The organism is Clostridium guangxiense, assembly GCF_021043395.1.
In the GTDB taxonomy this organism is placed as follows: Bacteria; Bacillota; Clostridia; order Clostridiales; family Clostridiaceae; genus Clostridium_S; species Clostridium_S guangxiense.
In genome coordinates, this window is record NZ_JAJNKE010000015.1 from 26,420 (window position 1) to 48,188 (window position 21,769).

22 protein-coding genes are annotated in these 21,769 nt (G+C 30.1%); 9 read left to right on the plus strand and 13 right to left on the minus strand.

What is annotated here, in order from left to right; genetic code table 11:
• Window positions 1–53: 53 nt before the first annotated feature.
• Window positions 54–1,850, minus strand: a complete 1,797-nt coding sequence (locus LQK79_RS10455; RefSeq protein ID WP_231016492.1) for a multicopper oxidase family protein — start codon at window positions 1,848–1,850, stop codon at window positions 54–56.
• 280 nt (window positions 1,851–2,130) lie between these two features.
• On the opposite strand from LQK79_RS10455, the gene LQK79_RS10460 reads away from it, so the two are divergent.
• From LQK79_RS10460 to LQK79_RS10480, 5 genes are read left to right on the plus strand one after another with little or no spacing between them, the layout of a single operon-like run.
• Complete coding sequence (locus LQK79_RS10460) at window positions 2,131–2,670, plus strand: helix-turn-helix domain-containing protein (protein WP_053242666.1); 540 nt, start codon at window positions 2,131–2,133, stop codon at window positions 2,668–2,670.
• Window positions 2,671–2,698: 28 nt separating this feature from the next.
• Complete coding sequence (gene potA / locus LQK79_RS10465) at window positions 2,699–3,748, plus strand: spermidine/putrescine ABC transporter ATP-binding protein (RefSeq protein WP_053242665.1); 1,050 nt, start codon at window positions 2,699–2,701, stop codon at window positions 3,746–3,748.
• Complete coding sequence (locus LQK79_RS10470; RefSeq protein WP_231016493.1) at window positions 3,748–4,578, plus strand: ABC transporter permease; 831 nt, start codon at window positions 3,748–3,750, stop codon at window positions 4,576–4,578. The genes potA and LQK79_RS10470 overlap by 1 nt, the downstream gene beginning before the upstream one ends.
• Window positions 4,572–5,354, plus strand: coding sequence for an ABC transporter permease (locus LQK79_RS10475; RefSeq protein WP_231016494.1), 783 nt, complete (start codon window positions 4,572–4,574; stop codon window positions 5,352–5,354). The genes LQK79_RS10470 and LQK79_RS10475 overlap by 7 nt, the downstream gene beginning before the upstream one ends.
• Window positions 5,351–6,415: an ABC transporter substrate-binding protein gene (locus LQK79_RS10480; protein ID WP_231016495.1), complete on the plus strand. Its 1,065-nt coding sequence runs from the start codon at window positions 5,351–5,353 to the stop codon at window positions 6,413–6,415. Before LQK79_RS10475 ends, LQK79_RS10480 begins: the two co-directional genes overlap by 4 nt.
• Before the next feature lie 584 nt (window positions 6,416–6,999).
• Here LQK79_RS10480 and LQK79_RS10485 read toward each other — a convergent pair.
• The 7 genes from LQK79_RS10485 to LQK79_RS10510 all read right to left on the minus strand — a co-directional run bounded on the left by LQK79_RS10485 (window position 7,000) and on the right by LQK79_RS10510 (window position 12,727).
• Window positions 7,000–7,302: an MTH1187 family thiamine-binding protein gene (locus LQK79_RS10485; RefSeq protein WP_231016496.1), complete on the minus strand. Its 303-nt coding sequence runs from the start codon at window positions 7,300–7,302 to the stop codon at window positions 7,000–7,002.
• Window positions 7,303–7,324: 22 nt separating this feature from the next.
• On the minus strand, window positions 7,325–7,678 hold the full coding sequence (locus LQK79_RS10490; RefSeq protein ID WP_053240926.1) for a hypothetical protein: 354 nt from the start codon (window positions 7,676–7,678) through the stop codon (window positions 7,325–7,327).
• Between the two features lie 39 nt (window positions 7,679–7,717).
• The gene (locus tag LQK79_RS20875) at window positions 7,718–7,840 is read right to left on the minus strand and encodes a hypothetical protein (protein WP_269144108.1); all 123 of its coding nucleotides are present in this window, start codon (window positions 7,838–7,840) and stop codon (window positions 7,718–7,720) included.
• A gap of 70 nt (window positions 7,841–7,910) precedes the next feature.
• Window positions 7,911–9,314 carry a S8 family peptidase gene (locus LQK79_RS10495; RefSeq protein ID WP_231016497.1) on the minus strand — a complete coding sequence of 468 codons (1,404 nt, stop codon included), beginning with the start codon at window positions 9,312–9,314 and terminating at the stop codon, window positions 7,911–7,913.
• Between the two features lie 204 nt (window positions 9,315–9,518).
• Complete coding sequence (locus tag LQK79_RS10500; RefSeq protein WP_231016498.1) at window positions 9,519–9,941, minus strand: PTS sugar transporter subunit IIA; 423 nt, start codon at window positions 9,939–9,941, stop codon at window positions 9,519–9,521.
• An 850-nt stretch (window positions 9,942–10,791) separates the two neighbouring features.
• Window positions 10,792–11,988 (minus strand): HD-GYP domain-containing protein, encoded by a 1,197-nt coding sequence (locus LQK79_RS10505; protein WP_231016499.1) that lies wholly within the window; start codon window positions 11,986–11,988, stop codon window positions 10,792–10,794.
• Between the two features lie 214 nt (window positions 11,989–12,202).
• Window positions 12,203–12,727, minus strand: coding sequence for a VanZ family protein (locus LQK79_RS10510; protein ID WP_231016529.1), 525 nt, complete (start codon window positions 12,725–12,727; stop codon window positions 12,203–12,205).
• A 140-nt stretch (window positions 12,728–12,867) separates the two neighbouring features.
• Here LQK79_RS10510 and LQK79_RS10515 point away from each other — a divergent pair, with 140 nt between their 5' ends.
• Window positions 12,868–13,245 carry a L,D-transpeptidase gene (locus LQK79_RS10515; RefSeq protein ID WP_231016500.1) on the plus strand — a complete coding sequence of 126 codons (378 nt, stop codon included), beginning with the start codon at window positions 12,868–12,870 and terminating at the stop codon, window positions 13,243–13,245.
• A gap of 199 nt (window positions 13,246–13,444) precedes the next feature.
• Here the strand turns inward: LQK79_RS10515 and LQK79_RS10520 are convergent, their stop codons facing one another.
• From LQK79_RS10520 to LQK79_RS10540, 5 genes are all read right to left on the minus strand, one after another.
• The gene (locus LQK79_RS10520) at window positions 13,445–14,017 is read right to left on the minus strand and encodes a peptidoglycan amidohydrolase family protein (RefSeq protein ID WP_231016501.1); all 573 of its coding nucleotides are present in this window, start codon (window positions 14,015–14,017) and stop codon (window positions 13,445–13,447) included.
• On the minus strand, window positions 14,010–15,158 hold the full coding sequence (locus tag LQK79_RS10525; RefSeq protein ID WP_231016502.1) for a sensor histidine kinase: 1,149 nt from the start codon (window positions 15,156–15,158) through the stop codon (window positions 14,010–14,012). Before LQK79_RS10525 ends, LQK79_RS10520 begins: the two co-directional genes overlap by 8 nt.
• Before the next feature lie 17 nt (window positions 15,159–15,175).
• Complete coding sequence (locus LQK79_RS10530; RefSeq protein WP_231016503.1) at window positions 15,176–16,258, minus strand: sensor histidine kinase; 1,083 nt, start codon at window positions 16,256–16,258, stop codon at window positions 15,176–15,178.
• 60 nt (window positions 16,259–16,318) lie between these two features.
• On the minus strand, window positions 16,319–17,023 hold the full coding sequence (locus LQK79_RS10535) for a response regulator transcription factor (RefSeq protein WP_231016504.1): 705 nt from the start codon (window positions 17,021–17,023) through the stop codon (window positions 16,319–16,321).
• Window positions 17,024–17,289: 266 nt separating this feature from the next.
• Window positions 17,290–18,351 (minus strand): N-acetylmuramoyl-L-alanine amidase family protein, encoded by a 1,062-nt coding sequence (locus LQK79_RS10540; protein WP_231016505.1) that lies wholly within the window; start codon window positions 18,349–18,351, stop codon window positions 17,290–17,292.
• A gap of 378 nt (window positions 18,352–18,729) precedes the next feature.
• Here LQK79_RS10540 and fba point away from each other — a divergent pair, with 378 nt between their 5' ends.
• The 3 genes from fba to LQK79_RS10555 all read left to right on the plus strand — a co-directional run bounded on the left by fba (window position 18,730) and on the right by LQK79_RS10555 (window position 21,731).
• Complete coding sequence (fba, locus tag LQK79_RS10545; protein WP_231016506.1) at window positions 18,730–19,593, plus strand: class II fructose-1,6-bisphosphate aldolase; 864 nt, start codon at window positions 18,730–18,732, stop codon at window positions 19,591–19,593.
• Between the two features lie 223 nt (window positions 19,594–19,816).
• Window positions 19,817–21,184, plus strand: a complete 1,368-nt coding sequence (locus tag LQK79_RS10550; protein WP_053243390.1) for an MATE family efflux transporter — start codon at window positions 19,817–19,819, stop codon at window positions 21,182–21,184.
• Between the two features lie 238 nt (window positions 21,185–21,422).
• Window positions 21,423–21,731 carry a winged helix-turn-helix transcriptional regulator gene (locus LQK79_RS10555; protein WP_231016507.1) on the plus strand — a complete coding sequence of 103 codons (309 nt, stop codon included), beginning with the start codon at window positions 21,423–21,425 and terminating at the stop codon, window positions 21,729–21,731.
• Window positions 21,732–21,769 lie beyond the last annotated feature (38 nt).

The following is a 21,769-nucleotide window of genomic DNA, read 5'->3' on the forward strand; positions in this document are numbered from 1 at the left end:
TTGTACTGCTGAAGGAACGATTTATAGAACTTTTTTAATGTTGCAAAGCAGTATTACTTCGTAATAATTTTAAGCGGTCTCATCATCTCATTATCTTCATGATCAAGTATATGACAATGCCAAACATATCCTGGTCCTGAGGATGGATTAAATGGGAAAATATTAACTCCAGGCTTAACTAAATCTGGATCAGCGTATTGAGGTGCAAATCTAATTACAATTCTAGTAACTTCTCCAGGGTTTACCCTAATAGTATCTTTCCATCCACCCTCATTCCCATCAGGCAAAATCGGATCTCCAACAAGATATCCTTCAGTTGGAAGAACAACAGTAGGATGATTTAATGGTGGCTCTCCATTAAATTCAAGCCATTTAGTGCTGTAATCATCAACCTTAAATAATTGTCTATTTAAAATTTGAAATTGAACTAAATGCAAATGAATAGGATGTGCATCTCCAGTAAGATTTACAATTTCCCACTCTTCTGTTGAACCTACTACTGGGGTTTCAGAAACTGGTGCTGACCATTTTTGCCCATTAAGTAGGACCTCAAGCGGACCATTTTCACCAGCAACTTCAAACAAAACTAAAGTTCTTTTAGGAACATCTGGTGTAAGTTTCGGAATTACATTTAATTTTTTAGGAAGCTTTAATTTCTTAATTGGTCGGCAATTTAAAACAGTAAATTGCATGATCTTTCCTACGGTATCTGAATCTGGAACCTCACCACTTGGGAATGGTGCATTCGCTGTATTTTGAAGTATAAGCTTCTTCCCAGATGTTATTTTTGAAAAGTCGACTAATATATCTGCTCTTTCTCCTGGTGAAAGAAGGATAGAATTAAGTTTTACTGGTTCTTCTAAGTATCCCCCATCACTACCTATCTGAAAGAACTCCATATCATTAGAAAACTTGAAATTATAAAATCTAGCATTTGAGCCATTTAATATTCTAAAACGATATTCTCCTTTATCTACATTCAAATTAGGCCATGTTCTGCCATTTACCATAATTGTATCTCCAAAAAACTCTGGCTGCCAATATGGATGAATATCTGGATTAATTCCTACATTAGGAAAATTAAAAGAACCATCTATATTAAAAGTTCTGTCTTGAATTACTAGTGGAATTTCATGCCTTTTGTCCGGAAGTATTTTCCCTGGAATATCAAGTGGATTTTTAGGATCTCTTATTATATAAAATCCAGCCAATCCCATAACGACATTAAGTCTTGTAATTCCAAGAGTATGATCATGATACCATAATGTAGTTGGGTTTTGCTTATTTGGATATCTATAAAGGGATGTTATGAACTCACTTCCAATTTTATTTTCTCCTTCAGTGAACCATGCATCCGGATGCCCATCAAAAACTGAACTATTTTCTCCTCCATGAACATGAGTAACAATTGGAACTGGAATTTGAGCTTTAGTGAGTCCTGGTGGAAAAGGTGGAACAGAACTTGATTCAACCATTCCTATATTATTAGGATCTGCCCAGTGAAGTGTTGGATCTACCGGCAAAAGACTTGGTCCATTTAAATTATTAATCCACTGAACATTCATCGTTACACCTCTTACAGCTTCAAAGGTTGCTCCTGGTGCTCTTCTAAAATTATTTATTATTTTACCTGTAATCTTACTAAAAACCCTACCACCATATCCAAAAACTGTGGTCATTGGAAAACCATCTGGAAGTATTTGCTCTTTAAATTGACTTACATAAACTATATAATTATGGCTTATTATTTCGCCAGAACTAGCCTTTTTTACAACTTTAGGCATATAGACTGGAGGAATAATCAACTGACTTATAAATTTAGGTATTTTTTGGGGATCAATAGTAGTCATTTTCTTATCAAAACTCCTTTCAACACTACTTAATTATTGCAGTATTTATCTTCATGTTTAGTCTCATAATATGTTGTAAATATTTTTACTGTTACAGATTTAGGTGATAACCATCCTTCCTTAATATGCGCTATATTAAAATTTTTCTCAAAGTCTAATTAAATATTGATTTATGAAAAAAATGTTTGTATAATTATTTATTGTTAAGTTTAGTATATTTAAACTTAAAGTTTACATATACTATCAATATGAACGAAATTTTATAATTGTGTGGTGGATTATGGAAATAGGAAAGAAAATCAAAAGGCTTAGAATAGAAAGGCAGCTTACTCAAGAAGAACTTGCAAATAGATGTGAACTCTCAAAGGGTTTCATATCACAAATAGAAAGAGATCTCACTTCACCTTCCATAGCTACTTTAACAGATATTTTGGATGCCCTAGGAACTAATTTACCTGAGTTCTTCAAAGAAGATTGTGAAGAAAAAGTAGTTTTTAAAAAAGACGATATGTGTGAAACTTCAGATGAAGCTTTAAAGTACAATCTTATGTGGCTTGTTTCAAATTCTCAAAAGGATTCTATGGAACCTGTCATCCTTACGCTTAATGAAAATGGACAATATCCTGAAGATGAGCCTCATGAAGGTGAAGAGTTTGGATATGTTTTAAATGGCACAATAAATATCAAACTAGGAAATAAAAAATACAAGGTTAAATCAGGTGAGAGTTTTTATTTTAAAGCCAATGTAAATCACCAAATACTAAATCATGGGAAGAAAACTGCCAAAATTATATGGGTAAGTTCTCCTCCTTCATTCTAATATTTCAAAAGAGGTGTTTAAACTAATTATGGAAAGCGATATCATAATAAACTTAAGAAACATAACCAAGAAATACGACAACAATACCGTTCTCAATAATTTAAACCTTGCAGTAAGAAGAAATGAATTTATCACTCTTTTAGGTCCAAGCGGTTGTGGAAAAACAACTACATTGAATATAATTGCAGGCTTTGAAACACCTGATGACGGGAAAATTATTTTTGAAGGAAAAGAAATTAATTCTGCTCCCCCTTATAAAAGACAAATAAATACAGTGTTTCAAAAGTACGCATTATTTACTCATATGAATGTTTATGAAAATGTTGCTTTTGGTCTTAGAGTAAAAAAGCTTCCAGAAAAAATTATAAAAGAAAAAGTAAAAAATATGTTAAAAATGGTTGAACTTGAAAGCTTTGAAAAAAGATCAACGGATTCTTTAAGTGGAGGGCAACAACAAAGAGTTGCAATAGCCAGAGCGCTTGTAAATGAACCAAAGCTCTTACTTCTTGATGAACCACTTGGAGCTCTTGATTTAAAGCTTAGGAAAGAAATGCAGCTTGAGCTTAAAAACATTCAAAAAAAGCTTGGCATAACATTTATATTTGTAACACATGACCAAGAAGAAGCCCTTACAATGTCTGATACCATAGTTGTTTTAAATAAGGGCAATATACAACAAATTGGAACTCCTGAAGATATATATAATGAACCCAGAAATAAATTTGTTGCAAATTTTATAGGCGCAAGCAATATCATAGATGGAGTTATGTTAGATGACTATAAAGTTAATTTTTATGGAATTAATTTCAACTGCGTAGATAAAGGTTTCAATAAAAATGAAGAAGTTGACGTAGTAATAAGACCAGAGGATATAAAAATTTCAGATAAAGAAACAGGAAAACTACAGGGAAAAGTTATTTCTGTTGTGTTTAGAGGAGTTCACTACGAAATTAAGGTTGAGATAAATAATGCTATATGGATAATTCACAATACAAAACATACCATAATTGGAGAAGAAATAGGTATAAATATATTTCCTGATGATATACACATTATGAGAAAGCCTTGTAACCAGTAATGAAAAAGAAAACTTCATTATCTCAATATCCTTATTTAATTTGGAGCATAATTTTTATAGTTGTTCCTATTTTTCTCGTAATATATTTCAGCCTTACAAATAGTGACAGAATCTTTACACTAGATAATTATAAGAAATTATTTAATTCCCTATATATGTTAGTATTTTTTAACTCCATAAAATTAGCACTTATTTCTACAATTATATGCCTTCTTTTAGGTTATCCAGCTGCCTATATAGTTTCAAAAGCTAAAATTAAAACACGAAATATTTTAATGCTTTTACTTGTAATTCCTATGTGGATGAATTTTTTATTAAGAACCTATGCTTGGATGTCAATTTTAGGCAAAAACGGTATAATAAATAAAATATTTGCTTTTATAGGTATTTCTAAAGTGGACATTCTATATACAAATACAGCAGTTATACTGGGCATGATATATAACTTTCTTCCATTTATGATAATTCCTATATATACAGTTCTTATAAAGATAGATAAGGATGTAATAAAAGCTGCTTCTGATCTTGGCGCAAATAGATTTGTTGTTTTTAAAAGAGTAATTATTCCTTTAAGCATACCAGGAATAATGTCTGGTATAACCATGGTATTTATGCCTGCTGTTTCAACCTTTGTAATATCCAAACTCCTAGGCGGTGGTCAGTTTATGCTTATAGGTAACCTTATTGAGTCTCAATTTACAACGGTTGGAGACTGGTATTTTGGATCTGCTATATCAATTTTAATGATGGTTATAATATTAATTTCAATGGCCATACTTTCAAGATTTGATAATACAGAAGATGTTAAAGGAGGTGGCCGTCTATGGTAGGAAAATATATGAAAAAATTTTATTTAACCTTAGTTTATATTTTTTTATATGCCCCAATATTTTTCTTAATTATATTTTCCTTTAATTCAGAAAAATATTCCTCAAACTGGGGACACTTTTCACTAAAATGGTATAGTTCATTGTTAAGTGATGATAGAATACTTACTGCACTTTATTATACAGTTCTTGTTGCTATAGTTTCGTCAATAACATCAACAATATTTGGAACCTTAAGTGCAATATCCATAGACAAGGTGTCTGGAATACAAAAAAAGGCAATACTAAACTTCAATAATATACCAGTACTTAATCCTGATATTGTAACTGCTGTATCCTTAATGACACTCTTTATATTTTTCAAAATACCTTTTGGGTTAATTACACTGATCATATCACATATCGTATTTTCTACACCGTATGTAATATTATCTGTGCTTCCAAAACTTAAGCAGCTTCCAAAAGATATCGTGAAAGCCTCTTTAGATCTTGGGGCTACACCAAGATATACTATGCGAAAAATAATATTACCGCAAATAAAACCTGGCATAGCAGCTGGTTTTTTGTTCGCTTTTACAATGTCTATAGATGACTTTGTAATCAGCTTTTTTAATACGGGAAATGATGTCACTAACCTCTCAATTGAAATATACTCCATGGCAAGAAGAGGTATTAGTCCGGAAATAAATGCATTATCTACGCTGATGTTTTTAACCATCTTAATATTATTGTTCCTTGCAAATGGGAAAGAATTTTTATCTAAGGAGGAAAAGAAATGAAAAATATAAAAAAAATCATATCAATTTCCGCTGCACTAATGATAATTGTTTCAATGTTTACGGGCTGCAGCATAAAACCAGGTTCAGCTAAAGAAACCATTAATGTTTTTAACTGGGGAGAATATATCGATGAAGGTATAATAAAAGATTTCACACAAAAAACAGGTATAAAGGTAAACTATCAAACCTTTTCAACCAACGAAGAAATGTACCAAAAAGTAAAATCTGGCACAAATAAATACGATCTTATCTGCCCATCAGATTATATGATTGACAGAATGATTAAAGAAGATCTTGTACAACCAATTAATTTTAAAAATCTGCCTAACTATTCTAATATAGATAGCAAATATAAAAATTTAAACTATGATCCTAAAAACAAATATTCAGTGCCATATATGTGGGGAACTATAGGAATAATCTATGATAAGACTCAAATTAAAGATAAAATAGATAGTTGGAATATACTTTGGAACACAAAATATAAAGGCAAAATTTTCATGTCAGATGACATGAGAAACTCTATAGGTGTTTCACTCAAGCGTTTAGGTTTCTCTGTTAACTCCACAAATAAAGAACAAATTAATAAAGCAGCAGATGAGCTTATAAAGCAAAAACAAAATATGAATCCAGTTTATATAGGTGACGAAATAAAGGATTCTTTACGAAATGGCGAGAAACCAATTGGAGTTATTTATTCTGGAGATGCAGCTGTGCTTATGAAAGAAAAGCCTGGAAAACTTGAATATGTGATACCAAAGGAAGGTACAAATTTATGGTTTGACAGCTGGGTAATTCCCAAAAACGCTTCAAATAAAGTAGCAGCCGAGAAATTTCTTAACTTTTTGCTCGATGCAAAGGTCAATAAAAAGAATGTAGATTATATTGGCTATGGAACACCTAATAAAGCCACTTATTCTCTCTTAAAAAATGAAGAAAAAAATAACAAAGCTTCTTATCCAGATGATGCTTCTCTCAAAAATTCCGAAGTATTCACAGATCTCGGAAATACCAGAAAGTTTTACAACGATTCCTGGGTAAAAATAACTGCAAAGAAGTAAACATATAAGGGGTTTGGGTCTTCAGACCCATTATCCTTCTTAACAAAATGCTATGCTCTCTTTATATATAAGGGGTTTGGGTCTTCAGACCCATTATCCTTCTTAACAAAATGTTATGCTCTCTTTACATATAAGGGGTTTGGGTCTTCAGACCCATTATCCTTCTTAACAAAATGTTATGCTCTCTTTATATATAAGGGGTTTGGGTCTTCAGACCCATTATCCTTCTTAACAAGATGTTATGCTCTCTTTATATATAAGGGGTTTGGGTCTTCAGACCCATTATCCTTCTTAATAAAATGTTATGCTCTCTTTATGTATAAAGGGTTTGGGTCTTTAGACCCATTATCCTTCTAGAACCTTAAGTAAGCACTCTCCTAAAATTATCACTTAGATTTATTAATTTTATTTAATATTCCAAATGCTGCACATAAATAATATAATGCGAAAGCAAAAATAGGCGCTATTAACTTAACACCTATTTTTTAAGACAATTCAATTATAAATCTAATTCCATTATTCTATATAATCAAATAATAACTTTCCAATTCCCTTTCTTACATTAAGCACTATTTTTTCATTAATTACTTTAATTTCTCCCTAACAGAGTTTAGTTTTTGACTCATAGTTGACTTTTTATCTCTTCTATCATCAATTTTTATGTAAGTTTCTACTCTTTTAGCTCCATTTTCAAAAGGAACCTCATGCATTCTTCTTATAACCTCTAAAATCACATCAAGCTCTCCTTCAAAAATTGTTCCCATTGGAGTAAGTTCATATTTTATTCTAGTCTCATCCTGAAGCACCTTTTCGCAAGCTGCAACATAACTACTTAAACTTGTTGAACTTGTTCCAACAGGTACTATTGTAGCCTCTGCAATTGCCATATCAATCATTCCTTTCTTAAGTTTATTTTTGGGCTTTCACATTAACATTTCCTTTAAATCTATCTAAGCTAACTCTAAGAATGTATTCTCCGGTTTTATTTATTTTTATCTTTCTATTTCCTTTTGAATTTGTCTCAAAGTTCTTTATTACATCTTTATTTATATCAATTAATTGTATTTCTAAATCTCCCTTTTCAACCTTGGAGTCATATTTAATATTAATCTTATCACCTTTTTGTGCTGAAAAACTTACACTTGAATTTTCTGTAATCCTTGAACTGCATCTCCTACTTATACTTGCTTCAGTAGTATTACACCCTGATAATAAAATGAGCAAAGATGATAATAAAAAGATTGTAATCATATCTTTTTTCATTAATATATCCCTCATTTATATATTTATCCGATACCAATGTTACCATATTATAGAAGTATTAACAAGTACATTATGCTTTAAATATTCATATAATGCGCCATAATCAAGACCGTAAAACAACGCTGCAATCACTAAAGCTAAATACAACCTATATTGCCACACACAAAAAAGCCCCCCTTTCGGTTGGCTTTTTCCATGCTTAAAATCCAGTATTTCTGCTATTATTACTTCATCATTTTAGTAAATTATAAGCATTTACTAACCCATGCCCATAATATTCTCCAGAAGGGTCATTATCTAACTTTTCGCAACTCTTATATATTTTTTTAGATATTTCCTTCGGTCCAATATTGCCATATTTACATATTGTAAGTGCTGCTATAGCTGAAACCTTTGGAGTTGCCATAGAAGTGCCCGCAGCAAAAGCATATCCTCCATTAATGTATGAACTTAAACATAAATCATAATAATCAGATCCATCAGCATTTAAAAGATCTCCACCAGGTGCTGTTACATCTACAAAGTTTTCTCCATAATTAGAATATGAAGCTAATTTATTAGTTGGTCCAACAGCTGAAACCCCTATAACACCTTTAACAGTTCCCGGCAATTCATATCCTAATCCTTCATAAGTAAATGACTTATCAGTAGTCGTACTATTTATATAGTTTGTAACGCTTTTTTTATCATGACAATTTAGCGCTTCATTCCCTGCTGCTGCAACTACAACTACATTACGATCTATAGCATATTGGATAGCACGCTTATATATCTCCATATCTGCTAAGTCATTTCCTACTCTTTTTACCTCCCCAGTCTGAGGGTTTTTCCAAAAGCATTTTCCTTTTAATCCATAACCGCCTAAGCTTAAACTAATAACATTAACTCCATCATCTGTCGCTTTAATTATGGCAGCAACTATAATTGATGTATCAGTAGTATCTTCTTTTCCAAAAACTCTGTAAGATTTAATTCCAATATTAGGAGCAACACCTTTTATCCTTCCGTTTCCTGCTATTGTTCCAGCTACATGAGTACCATGACCATTTCTATCTTGTATGTCATTCTTATCTCCCGTTTCAGTATTATCACCATTGTATCCAGATGGCACAAAATTTTCTCCACCCAATATATTTGCCTTTAAATCAGGATGATTCTCATCTACGCCTGTATCTACTATTCCCACAACTACATTATGATTTCCAGTTCCAAGTTTATAGCTTTCTCCATTATTAGTTACTTTTTTTATATCCCACTGATATTTTTCATATAAATCTGCAGTTTCACTTGAAACACTCTTTTCTTCATTATAGTTTACAACCTTTTCAGATGGTAATTTCATTTCTAGTGAAGGAGAAATAGAATCTACACCTTCGCAATTTAAAATCTTTGGTACTAACGCATCACTACATTTAATTTTTAGAGCACCAATTTCGGGAAATTCAGAAAGAACTTGTCCACCATTTTGGGTGACTAGTTTTTCTACATCATAGTTAATACTATGATTACTGAACGTGATTGATAAATCAATATTATTAGTTGATATAGTCTCAGCATTAACAAAATAGTTAGGTTTAGCTATCATACAAATAGTCAAAACAAGTAAGAAACACAGACATTTTTTAATTTTTTTCATTTTGATCCCCCTTTATTTAGTAAATTACTAATTTTACTCTAATTATACATTGTTATTACTTATATGTAAATACATGTATTTATATTGATTATAAATACAAAAACAAAAGGGACTGGCGCATTAACAATCATTTAGTATAACATTTATAAATCTACATTCGTACATAATATTTAATGTTCATTTGTAATCCATTCATTTAGTTTTTTATAATGTTTCCTCATCATTTTCTTGTAAAAAAATTTCTTTTAAGGATTTGATTCCTTCATTCCCTGCCTTTTTCCCTATGTTTACCAAATCTTTAACATTAGAAAAAGCTCTAGCACCATATACTTCAAGCAGCATTGGCAAATTAACACCAGTAACTATATCCATGTTTTTGTTTTCAGTAACTACTCTACTTGCTGCATTAAACGGACTTCCTCCAAATAAATCTACCATAAAAAGTATTCCATCCTTGCAGTCTAATTTTTCTATTTCCCTTTTGTATTTTTTTAAAAGATCATCAGGTCCCTCACCTGGTTTAAAAGTAACCGCTGAAACATTTTCTTGCTTTCCAAATATCATTTCAGCAGATTTTAATATCTCCTGTGAAAAATCTCCATGAGTTCCAACTATTATTGCTACCATGTTTGCACCTCCAATTTATAAATGATGCCTATTTACCATTATTTTCAACAATTATTGTGCCAAGTAAGTGTATAGAAAAAATTTTTTCCCTATTTGCATTAATAAAATAACACAGAAAAATAATATTAAACATTTATTATTTTCCTGTGCTTTTAAAAAGTAAGCTATTGAATTTTATCAAATCTCTTCTGCTAAATAAAATATTCCCTCATCTGTTAATGCTGTATTTAAAGCTTTTTTTATATTACATTTAACTCTTTAATTATATTGGTCTTTTTATATTTAGCTTTTTTAGATGTCCATTATACTTTAATCCATGCTTTGTTTCCACAGAAAAACTTTTACTTTCTATTATATTCACGAGTATTTCTTCTCAACGCCCATCAATTAATTCTTCAGTTGAAATAAAAGGTCCCTTGATTTTAGGGTTTATACTCCAACAGAAACAATTATTTTATACTATCTCCAATGTTGGCCGCACTTATATGAAAACCTCTATTTGAACTTTTTTAGTATTTAGAATAATATTTTCAACCAATTCTTTTAATCTCAAAGCTGTTCCTTCCCCTGTAGAACAAACTATGGCAATAGCCTTCACTGCTTCTTCTTCAACTTTTTTTCCTCAAACTACTACTTCCTAGAGTTAATACATTTACTACAATCAGAGATAAAATATATTAAACTTAATAAAATTTTCTCACCATTCACCTACTTTGTCAAGAATAACGATTTACTTCGATAGTTTTAATTAAAGCTTAAAAAGCATGAAAATTTTATTTATAACATAACTCATTTAAAAAATAAATATACCAGCTAAAAATGATTTTAAGACAATATTCTCAATGCATGTCTATTTTGAAAAAACAAAATCAATATCTTTAACTATAATTTTATCTATATATCCCCCTTGTACCATATCGTTCATTATACTCATAACTGTATCATGTTCTAAAGGTTTCCTATATGGTCTTTCTTCTGTAAGCGCTTGATAGATATCTATGCACCCCATTAATCTTGAATTAAAATCTAGCTCGTCTCCATTTTTTCCATAAGGGTAGCCAAAACCATTTAATTTTTCATGATGGTTTGAAGCCCATTCTGTTATATCTTCGAAACCATTGATTTGTGACAAAGCTGCTCTAGTATAATAAGTATGAGATTTTATCATATAAAACTCATCTTCAGTAAGCTTTTTAGGACTGTCAAGTATACTATTGGGAATAGCAAGCTTGCCTAAGTCATGTAAATTAGCAGCAATAATGAGCTTTATTTTCTGCTCTTTATCATACTCATAATAATCAGCCATAGTAGCAGCTTTTTCTGCAATTCCTTTAGAATGCCTTCTCGTAAATTTTGACTTTGAGTCTATTATTCTTGAAAAAACATCAGTTATATTAAGTATTTCCTCTAAACTTAAATCTAAATAAAATTCATTCATTCTGCTATTTAATGCCATATCTATAAAATTATTTTTCAAATCTAGTATAAAACTTTCATTATTCAATATTTCTAAAAATATGCTGCATATTTCTGGATTAAATATTTTTCCACCCATCTCTTTTACAAAATTACATATTTCTCTTCTGTTATTAGCATCTATTTTATCAAGTTCAAATTTATTTTCCAAATAGTCATTAAAAAATATAATTTGTGATATTAACGGAATTTCAGATCCCTTAAGCCTATAAAATCCGCTTCCATCATATGCTTCATGGTGATACCTTATTATATTTTTCCTTTTCTTTAAAAATGGGTAATTCACGATATTATTTTCCCCTATTATGCAGTGATCTATTCTATGTTCTTCTTCATTTATTTCGCCTTTCAAGCTATTACTGCTTGCCTCACATATACCATTATCATGTAAAATAGCAAGTGAAACTATATCATATAAGTCTTTATTTTTAAACCCCATTTTTTCAGCTATTCTTAAAGATGCGTATGCAACTCTTTTACCATGATTTGTACTTCTTCCTCTTATATCTATTTCAACAAAATCAAGCGCAAGTGAGATAGCCATTAAAAACTGATTTAAGCTAAATTTCATAAATTATCTTTAGTGAGAGAGTATATAACAAGTACCAAACTCTCACTAAAACTCACCTCTTTTCTTTTTATACTATTTTCTATGTATAACATGTTAATAACTTTGTTGACAATTCATCCTATAAGAAGATAGCAAACCAACTTATACTTCGCATTATGCTTAATTTCTACGTTTTTTTGTGTAGGGTATCTTCTTAAATATGCAATAAAGATATTCAGAATCTCATTCTCACCATAAACAAATAATATAATATACAAGGTAATCCGATAGCAGATAGTATTGCAATTGCAGCATATACTTTTTTCTCATCTCGTAATATAAACAATAAAAACTTATACCCTAAAATACCAATCAGCCCACCCAAACAATTTAAAATTATATCATCAATATCTGATGCTCCAATGCCTGAAAGCCCCTGAATGATTTCAACAAACAAACTTACTATAAATATAAACAACAAGTTGGTTATTACTCTTTTATTATTTTTGAATAATGACAAATATGTACCAAGGGGAACAAAAATAACTATATTGCCAACCACATTACTAAAAGCAAATGCTTTTATATTCGCCGATCTGCCAGATATATATTCCATTATACTATAAAAAGGAATGAGATTAATTGACCTATGCTCCAAATGCGAAATTCTTGATAAGAACAATATTTTAATTAGCAAAAGTATATAACAAATGAAAACACCATATAAAAAAACTGTTTTAATTCTCTCTCGTTTATTCATAATACCTCCATTTTTCATTTTATCCCTGCTTATTCTCTAATATTTAGTTTATAAATGATCTTCAGGCAGTATATTTATTCACAAATCAGCGCATTCATAAATATTATGTTTATATAGTTATTTTTTAGGAGTCAAAAATAATGTTTTATTGTTTATATCCATATACTAATGCTTATAGAGCTGCATATCGTATACTTATAAATACAAATACTCACAGACTTACCTTATTTAATAATAATTCCATTTACAAAACATATACGGTTGCCACAGGAAAACCATCTACACCAACCCCTAAAGGAACTTTTAAAATAGTTAACCGTGCTATAAATCCCGGTGGTCCCTTTGGCGCAAGATGGCTTGGCCTAAATGCACCAAACGGAGATTACGGAATCCATGGTACAAACAATCCCTCTTCTATCGGAAAGAGTGTTTCCAATGGCTGCATACGAATGTTTAACGAGCAAGTTATTGAACTTAGTAGCCTTGTCCCTATAGGGACTTTGGTTACAATAATATAAAAATTGCGAAATAATACTGCTTTGTAACATTAAAAAGATTCTATGTAACCAATTAAATTTTTGTACTATATATGATATAGCTATTAAATTCTATTGTCTAATTATGTTTATTATCTCAAAATGGCATCAGCAATAAGCTTTAGATTTTCTGCAAAAACAGAAAATCATCCTTCACTCTACTTTTTACTCTGTATTTAAGTTATTTGGATCTCATAAAGTATATAGCTTGGCTTTTGCTTTTGCCATTACGTACAGTTTTATAGGTTATATTTCTTGTGTGATAACAGCTTCCATACTCATTTAACTGGTTATCGCATATATACGCATCTTTATGAGAAGAATCCGCCCACTTCATAAATATATAAGTATGATCTGGAGTTTCATTTACATTTCCAGAAGGAGCTGCAAAACAAATATCACCTGGTTGAAGCTTGTCTAAATCATAGTACTTTCTATATCCTTCCTTTTGTAAAAACTTCGTAAGCTGAGTTGTATTTCCAACGCTTTTAGGCACATCAAGTCCAGCTGCTCTAAGTGCACCAGATACAAAATAAACACAGGTATTAGTATAGCTTCCATTATTTAATCTAGCTGCCTCATCTATATTTTTTCTTCTATTAGAAGTAACACTTAAATAACTTACAGTTGCTGCGGAAATTTTTTCAAAAGATTTTCTTTTTAAATATGAACCAACTATTTTAAACGCTGCTATTACGACAATTAAAGTTAAAATTATAATAACATATTTTTTGTTATCCTTTATTTTAATCATAAATTGTTTCCTCCTCACTCAAGCATGGAAGTTCTATTTTAAAAGTGGTTTTAGAAACGTTACTTTCTACACTAATTTTTCCATTATGTAATTCTATTATATTTTTTGTTATAGCAAGTCCAAGACCTGAACCACCCGTTTCACTAGATCTTGATTTATCAACCCTATAAAATCTTTGAAAAATATATGGTATATCTTTACTCGGTATTGGCTCTCCATAATTTGTAAATTCAAGAGTTATCTTAGAAGCATTTTTATTTAATGCTATATCCATAAACTTGCTTGTCTTGGAGTATTTTATACAATTAAATATCAAATTTTCAAAGGCTCTTGCAAGATTAATGAAATCACCTAAAACATACAACTGTTCATCCGATATAATTAATCTGCACTCTATATTGGCTTTTTTAAAATTCACTGTGTGTTCAATAATTAGCTGCTTAATTAATTCTGTAACATTTACTTTCTTCTTAGAAAGCTTAATTCCATAATCATTCAAAGTTGTAAGTTCAAAAAGATTATCAATTAAAAGCTTCAATCGATTTGTTTTATTTAAAGCTATATTTGCATAAGTTCTAAGGGTAATTTCGCCATCATATTCATCATTATCTATAAGTTTTAAATAACCTAATATTGATGTAAGTGGGGTACGAAGATCATGTGAAATGCTCGTTATTAAATTTATTTTCGTTTGTTCTGCCTTCTTTTGATTCTCTAAAGCTAAGTTAAATTTATCCATAACTTTATTAACATTTTGAGAAAACCTCCCTAAATCATCTTGTGAAATATTTTGAATTCGAGTTTGAAAATTTCCATTTGCTGCAGTTTTTACAGTATTATCTATCTCTAAAAATAAAGCTACCTTTTTTCTAAATATCAAATGACAGTATATAGCCAAAATTGCAGCAAATTCAAAATACCCCATTATACTATATAGTGAACTTAAAGCATCTCGTGCTCTAATCAGTTTAACAAAAATTGAATATGAATATAATCTAAGCAGCTCTTCAACTATATTGCTAACATACTGAATTACACTTTCAGTTATAATCGTAAGTACTAATGCTATTACTAGCAGCAAAATAATTTTAAATTCCGTTCTATAGGCATCAAGTTTTTTTGATTTCATGGTTTTTTCCATAATGCACCTCTCTATTTTCACTTTAAACATGGAAGTTCTATTCTAAAGATAGTTTTTGAAATGTTACTTTCAACATATATTTTTCCATCATGTAATTCTACTATATTTTTTGTTATTGCAAGCTCCAAACCCGAACCATCCGTCTCATTATCTTCTGATTTATTAGTTCTATAAAATCTTTGAAAAATATATGGTATATCCATAGGTGGTATTGGCTCTCCATAGTTTGTAAATTCTAAAATAACTTTAGAAGCATCCCTACCTACTGATATATCTATAAACTTACTACTTTTTGAATATTTTACACAATTAAAAACCAAATTTTCAAAAGCTCTTACAAGCTTAGTGCTATCGCCTAAAATATGTAATTTTTCATCAGTCATATTAAGTCTGCACTCTATATTTGCCTTTTTAAATTTTGCTTTATGCTCTATAGCCATCTGTTTTAATAACTCTACAATATTTATTTCATTTTTAGAGATTTTTGTTCCATAATTATTTAAAGTTGTAAGCTCAAAAAGATCATCTATTAGAGCCTTTAACTTTTTTGTTTTGGTTAAAGCTATATTTACATAAATTCTAATTGTAAACTCATCCTCATCTACAAAATTTAGATCTCTTAGTATTGATGTAACTGGAGCACGAAGATCATAAGAAATACTTGTTATTAAATCTATTTTTGTCTGCTCTGCTTTTTTTTCTTGTTCCAAAATCAAACTAAATTTGTTCATAACTTTATTAATATTTTGAGAAAGCTTTCCAAATTCATCTTGTGAATTATTATGAATGCGAACTTTAAAATTTCCGTTTGCCATATCTTTTGCAATGCTGCTCATCTCTAAAAAAGCAACGACCTTTTTCCCACATACTATATGAAAATATATTATAAGAATTAAAACAAATTCTATCTTTCCAAATCTATTTATTGTAGATGTAAGAAAATCAGGGTATTTCAAATTACATAACTGTAATATATTTTTTATTACACGCCCAATAAAATCAATTAGCAAAATACCTACATATGAAGATATTAATCCTATCAGAATCATCAAAACCATTTTAAATTCAATTATATAAACATCACGCTTCTTTGATTTCATGCTCTACCTCCCACAAATAAGCTTTTAGAGATTACTTCTTCGTCTAAAACTCCAACAACTTTAATCAAGTTTTTCAATTTTATAACCAACTCCCCAAACGGTATGAATAAGCTTTTCTCCTTCAAGGCGGCCTTCAATTTTATCTCTAAGATTACTTATATGAACCATAACAGTGTTATTAGATTGAAAATATTTTTCCTTCCATACTCTCTCAAATATTTCTTCTGCACTAAAAATTGTTCCAGGACTGTTTGCTAAAAGGAAAAGTATATCAAATTCTCTTGCAGTTAAAGCAATCTGTTTATCACGTGCAAATACAGAATGAGTTGATTTTTTTATAGTTAAATCCCCTAATTGCAATAAATCGTCATCACTTTTTTTCTCATCTTTTTTATCAAATAAATAAGTTCTTCTAAGAAGAGTTTTTACACGAACAACAAATTCTAGTTCATCAAAAGGCTTTGTTATGTAATCATCTGCTCCAGTTAAAAGACCTGCAATTTTATCATTATTTTGAACCTTAGCACTAAGCATTATAATTGGTATACTAAGGCTTTGACGTATTCTTTTGCAAACCTCAAGCCCATCTATGCCAGGCATCATAATATCTAGAACTACAAGCTGAGGCTTCTCTTCCTCTACCATTTTTAAAGCCATGCTTCCATCCGCTGCTTTAATAACTGTGTAGCCTTCATTATTTAAATATATTGAAATTAAATTAAGAATTTCTTTATCATCATCAACAATTAAAATTTTTTCCTTCATTTTATCACCTCAGATAAACATCATTAAAGATAAACCACCCTGAAACTTGAAATTTATTTGTGCAAAAATGCTGTATTCTTGGCATTTTAGTGCACATGAACTTCAATAGTTAACCCAATTTATCTATATGTTAATTATAAACTAAAATTTAGCTATTATGTCTGAAGTAATTATAAACAAATCTTAAGAATTATAAAGTTTACTTTCAAAAATAAAATGGCAGAGAACATAAAGCCTCTGCTATTTTATATTACTTTAATATTAACTTATTTTTTACTAACAAATTCAACAATTGCATCTGATAAGTTACTTGCAAGGTTCCCAAGTATTTTATCATCTAACAGTCTTGCTCTATCACTGTCGTTTGTTAAAAAACCAGTTTCAACCAATACACATGGATATTTACTTAATCTAAGTACTCTAAGTCTGTCTCTGATTACTCCATCATCTTTCCAACCATCTTTGTGAACTGTATGCTTTAATACTATATTTGCTAATTTAATTCTTTCATCTTTCTGAAATCCATTTTCATCATAGTAATAAGCACCTATCCCTTGATAATTGTTAGGATTCTTTTCCATACCATTCAGATGAATAGACATGAATACATCTGGTTTATTTTTGTTAACAAAAGCCGCTATATCATTAAGTGCTTGCCCTTCGTCCTTATCTCTTGTTAAAACTACATCAATACCGCTATACTGTAAATCACCTCTCATAAGTTTCACTATTTTTAATGTTATATCCTTCTCGTGAATATTTCCAACACTTTGCCCAGGATCAATACCTCCATGTCCTGCATTCAGTACAGCCTTATATTTAAAAGGCTTTTTAACTTTACTTACTAATATAACAACCTCATTGTTATTCTTTTGATTATTTATATATACAAAATTATTACTTTTATATTTAGTTCTTATTATTAAATTATACTTCCCATTGTCGGTAGTTAAATATAAATCCTTTAAACTTGTACTCTTAACCTCTGAATTTAATTTCAGTGACACATTTTTATCAAAATTAAGTTCTAAATAACTCATCTTTTGTTTGTATGGAACATCACTAATTTTACTAGGAAGCGTTATTATATATTTTTTAAATATATCATTTTCTTCTATGTTTATATTTCCATTTTTATCTCTAATAATCTTCACACTATTTTTTCCGTTTAATAGTGAATCTCCATAAGCTACTGTTCCAACTTTTTTATATGATTTATTATCTATAATTAAAATAGCCAATAATAAAATTATAAGCAATCCAAGCACGCAAATTGATATAACAGCACATTTTTTGTTTAGTCCCTCACCACCTATTTTTAGGTTCATTTTTTTCTTCTCCCTTGTATGTATTAACTTTTTATATTTATAATTATAATATATATCCTAGATAAAAAGAAGCATTTAACTGAAAGTATAGAAAAATAATTATCTTCCATATTTTTTAGTTTATATTGTCTACTTCAATATGTAAATGTGTTAAATTTTTAATTATACTATCATTTTAAATTTAAAATTTTCCTAGGAATTATATGCATTATAGTGAATTTTACTTAATATATTGTAATATTCTATTCCAATTTCAAAAATTTTTGTTTTCTTTTTAACAATTTTGGATTATAATAAGCCTATAAAGAGAAATTCATTCAATATAGTATTTTCTCAAAAAAAATATATATGAAAATATATAATTTTGGAGGTATATATATGTTAGTATCAGTAAAAGAAATGGTAAAAAAAGCTAGAGAAGGTAAATACGCTGTTGGTCAATTTAACATTAACAACTTAGAATGGACTAAAGCAATACTATTAACAGCTCAAGAAAATAATTCCCCTGTAATCTTAGGTGTTTCCGAAGGTGCAGGAAAATATATGGGTGGTTATCATGCTGTTGTTGGAATGGTTAATGGTTTAATTAAAGATTTAAATATAACTGTTCCAGTAGCATTACACTTAGATCACGGCAGCTACGAAGGTGCTTTCAAAGTAATCGAAGCTGGATTTTCTTCAGTAATGTTCGATGGTTCTCACTATCCTATAGATGAAAACATCGAAAAGACAAAAGAAGTTATAAAAGCTGCTAATGCAAAAGGACTTTCTGTTGAAGCAGAAGTTGGTGCAATTGGCGGTGAAGAAGATGGAGTTATCGGCGGCGGTGAAGTTGCAGATCCTGCTGAATGCAAAAAAATTGCTGATTTAGGAGTTGACATACTTGCAGCTGGAATTGGAAATATACATGGTGTATACCCAGCAAACTGGAAAGGCTTAAACTTCGAAGTTTTAGCTGAAATAGAAAAAACTGTAGGCGAAATGCCATTAGTTTTACACGGTGGTACTGGAATTCCTGATGATATGATTAAAAAAGCTATATCACTTGGAGTTGCAAAAATAAATGTTAATACTGAATGCCAATTAGTATTTGCAGAGGCTACTCGTAAATACATTGAAGCTGGAAAAGACAAACAAGGAAAAGGCTTTGACCCACGTAAATTATTAGCTCCTGGCTTTGAAGCTATTAAAGCTAAAGTTAAAGAAAAAATGGAATTGTTTGGTTCGGTAAACAGAGCTTAATTAACATCATATATAATTGCAAGGAAAGGATAATTATTATCCTTTCCTTTTCTATATTCTAAGCACATTTAAATTAGAAGCTTTTTTCCTATTTAAAGATAAACCACCTAAAAATTTAAATTGGTATATTAACATCTCTAATTATTTTTTATATTCACTATTCTTTTGTTTAATTTTTATATATAATGATATACGTGTCTATATTTTAGAGGAGGTTACCAATATGAACTTGCTTTCCTTATTTTTCGATAAGAAATTTTTTAAATCCGCTATAACTTTGGCACTTCCAATAGCTCTACAAAACTTTATTTTGTCTTCTCTTAACTTAGTTGACAACATAATTATTGGTGGACTTGGTGATACTTCCATAGCAAGTGTTGGACTCGCTAACCAATATTTCTTCCTTTTAAATCTTGTGCTGTTTGGTGTAATAAGTGGTGCATCAATTTTCACCTCACAATACTGGGGAAAAAGAGATACAACTAACATAAAAAGAGTGCTCGGGCTTTGTATAATAACTTCTGTAATCGTTTCCGGTATATTTATGCTGGGTGCACTTCTTATTCCAAACTACATAATAGGTATTTTTTCTAGAGACAAAACTGTAGTACATATTGGTGGAAATTATCTTAAAATAATATGTTTTAGTTACATAGTCACAGGTATTTCATTTACTTATTCTGTTATTTTGAGGAGTATTGGACAAGTAAAAGCTCCAATGATTGTAAGCATAATTGCTCTTGGGATAAATACATTTCTAAACTTTTCTTTAGTTTATGGAATAGGGGCTTTTCATGGAATAGGAGTATATGGCTCAGCCATAGCTACCTTAATAGCTCGCTTTATTGAATTTTCAATGATGCTTTGTACAGTATACAAATTAAAGTTTCCTATTGCAGGTTCCTTTAGTGAGTTGTTCGATCTATCACTTGCCTTTATAAAAAGATTCTTCAAAATAGCTATACCGGTTATTTTAAACGAAAGTATATGGGCCTTAGGCGTTACAGTTTATGCTGCAATATATGCACACATGGGAACTGACGTAATAGCTGCCACAAATATAGCAGCTACCATAGATAGACTTTCCATGGTGGTTTTTTTCGGTTTTGGTAATGCTGCTGCAATAATGATAGGAAACAAAATAGGAGAAAAGAAAGAAAAAGAAGCATTTCTATACGCAAAAAGATTTATAATTATAAATCCAATTATAGGCGTACTTGTTGGAGTAATCATTTACACAGGAGCTCCAATACTACTAAATGCTTATAATGTTTCACCAAATGTGCATGAGTACTCAAAACAAATTCTTCATGTAATAGGCATATTTTTATGGGTTAAAGTATTTAATTATACCAATGTAGTTGGAATTCTGAGAAGTGGAGGCGACACAAAGTTTTGCTTATTTTTAGATATGGGAGGAATGTGGCTTGTTGGAGTTCCTTTAGTGGCCATCGCAGGATTATACTGGCACCTTCCTATAGGACAGGTTTATATCTTTGTGTTTATGGAAGAAGTATCGAAGTTAATAGTTGGTCTTCCTAGAATTCCCTCAAAAAAATGGATTAATAATTTAGTTGGGAAGGAAACATAAACTGGGTTTTGAGTTTAGCCCCTTACCCTTCTAAGACCGCAAACAATTTCTTTCTCTGCAACAAACATTAATAGATTTTGTATTAGTAGTAAAAACTAAGGCCTGCTTCATTTTAAAATTCAATACATATATAACTTAAAGTCCCATATTCATAATATCTTGAAAAGGCGTATAATATAATAATTTACTTACTTTTGTCAAGTAAATATGGTAAAATAATTACAGGAGGATGATGTTAATGGATAAAATTCATCTATGTCCTCATTTTGAAGCTGCATTTGAAATTCTTGGCAAACGCTGGACAGGATTAATTATACGTTCTTTATTAAGTGGTGCTAAAAGATTTTCCGATATACAAGAAATAATTCCATCTCTAAGTGCTAGAATGCTTACAGAACGATTTAAAGAATTAGAGGAACATGGAATAATTATAAGAAAAGTATATCCTGAAATGCCTGTACGCATTGAATATCAACTTACTGAGAAAGGTAAGGATCTTAAAAAAGCTATGGATGAAATTCAAAAATGGGCTGAGAAGTGGACATAAAATAATAATATTTTTGAACATTAAATAAAATCTAAACT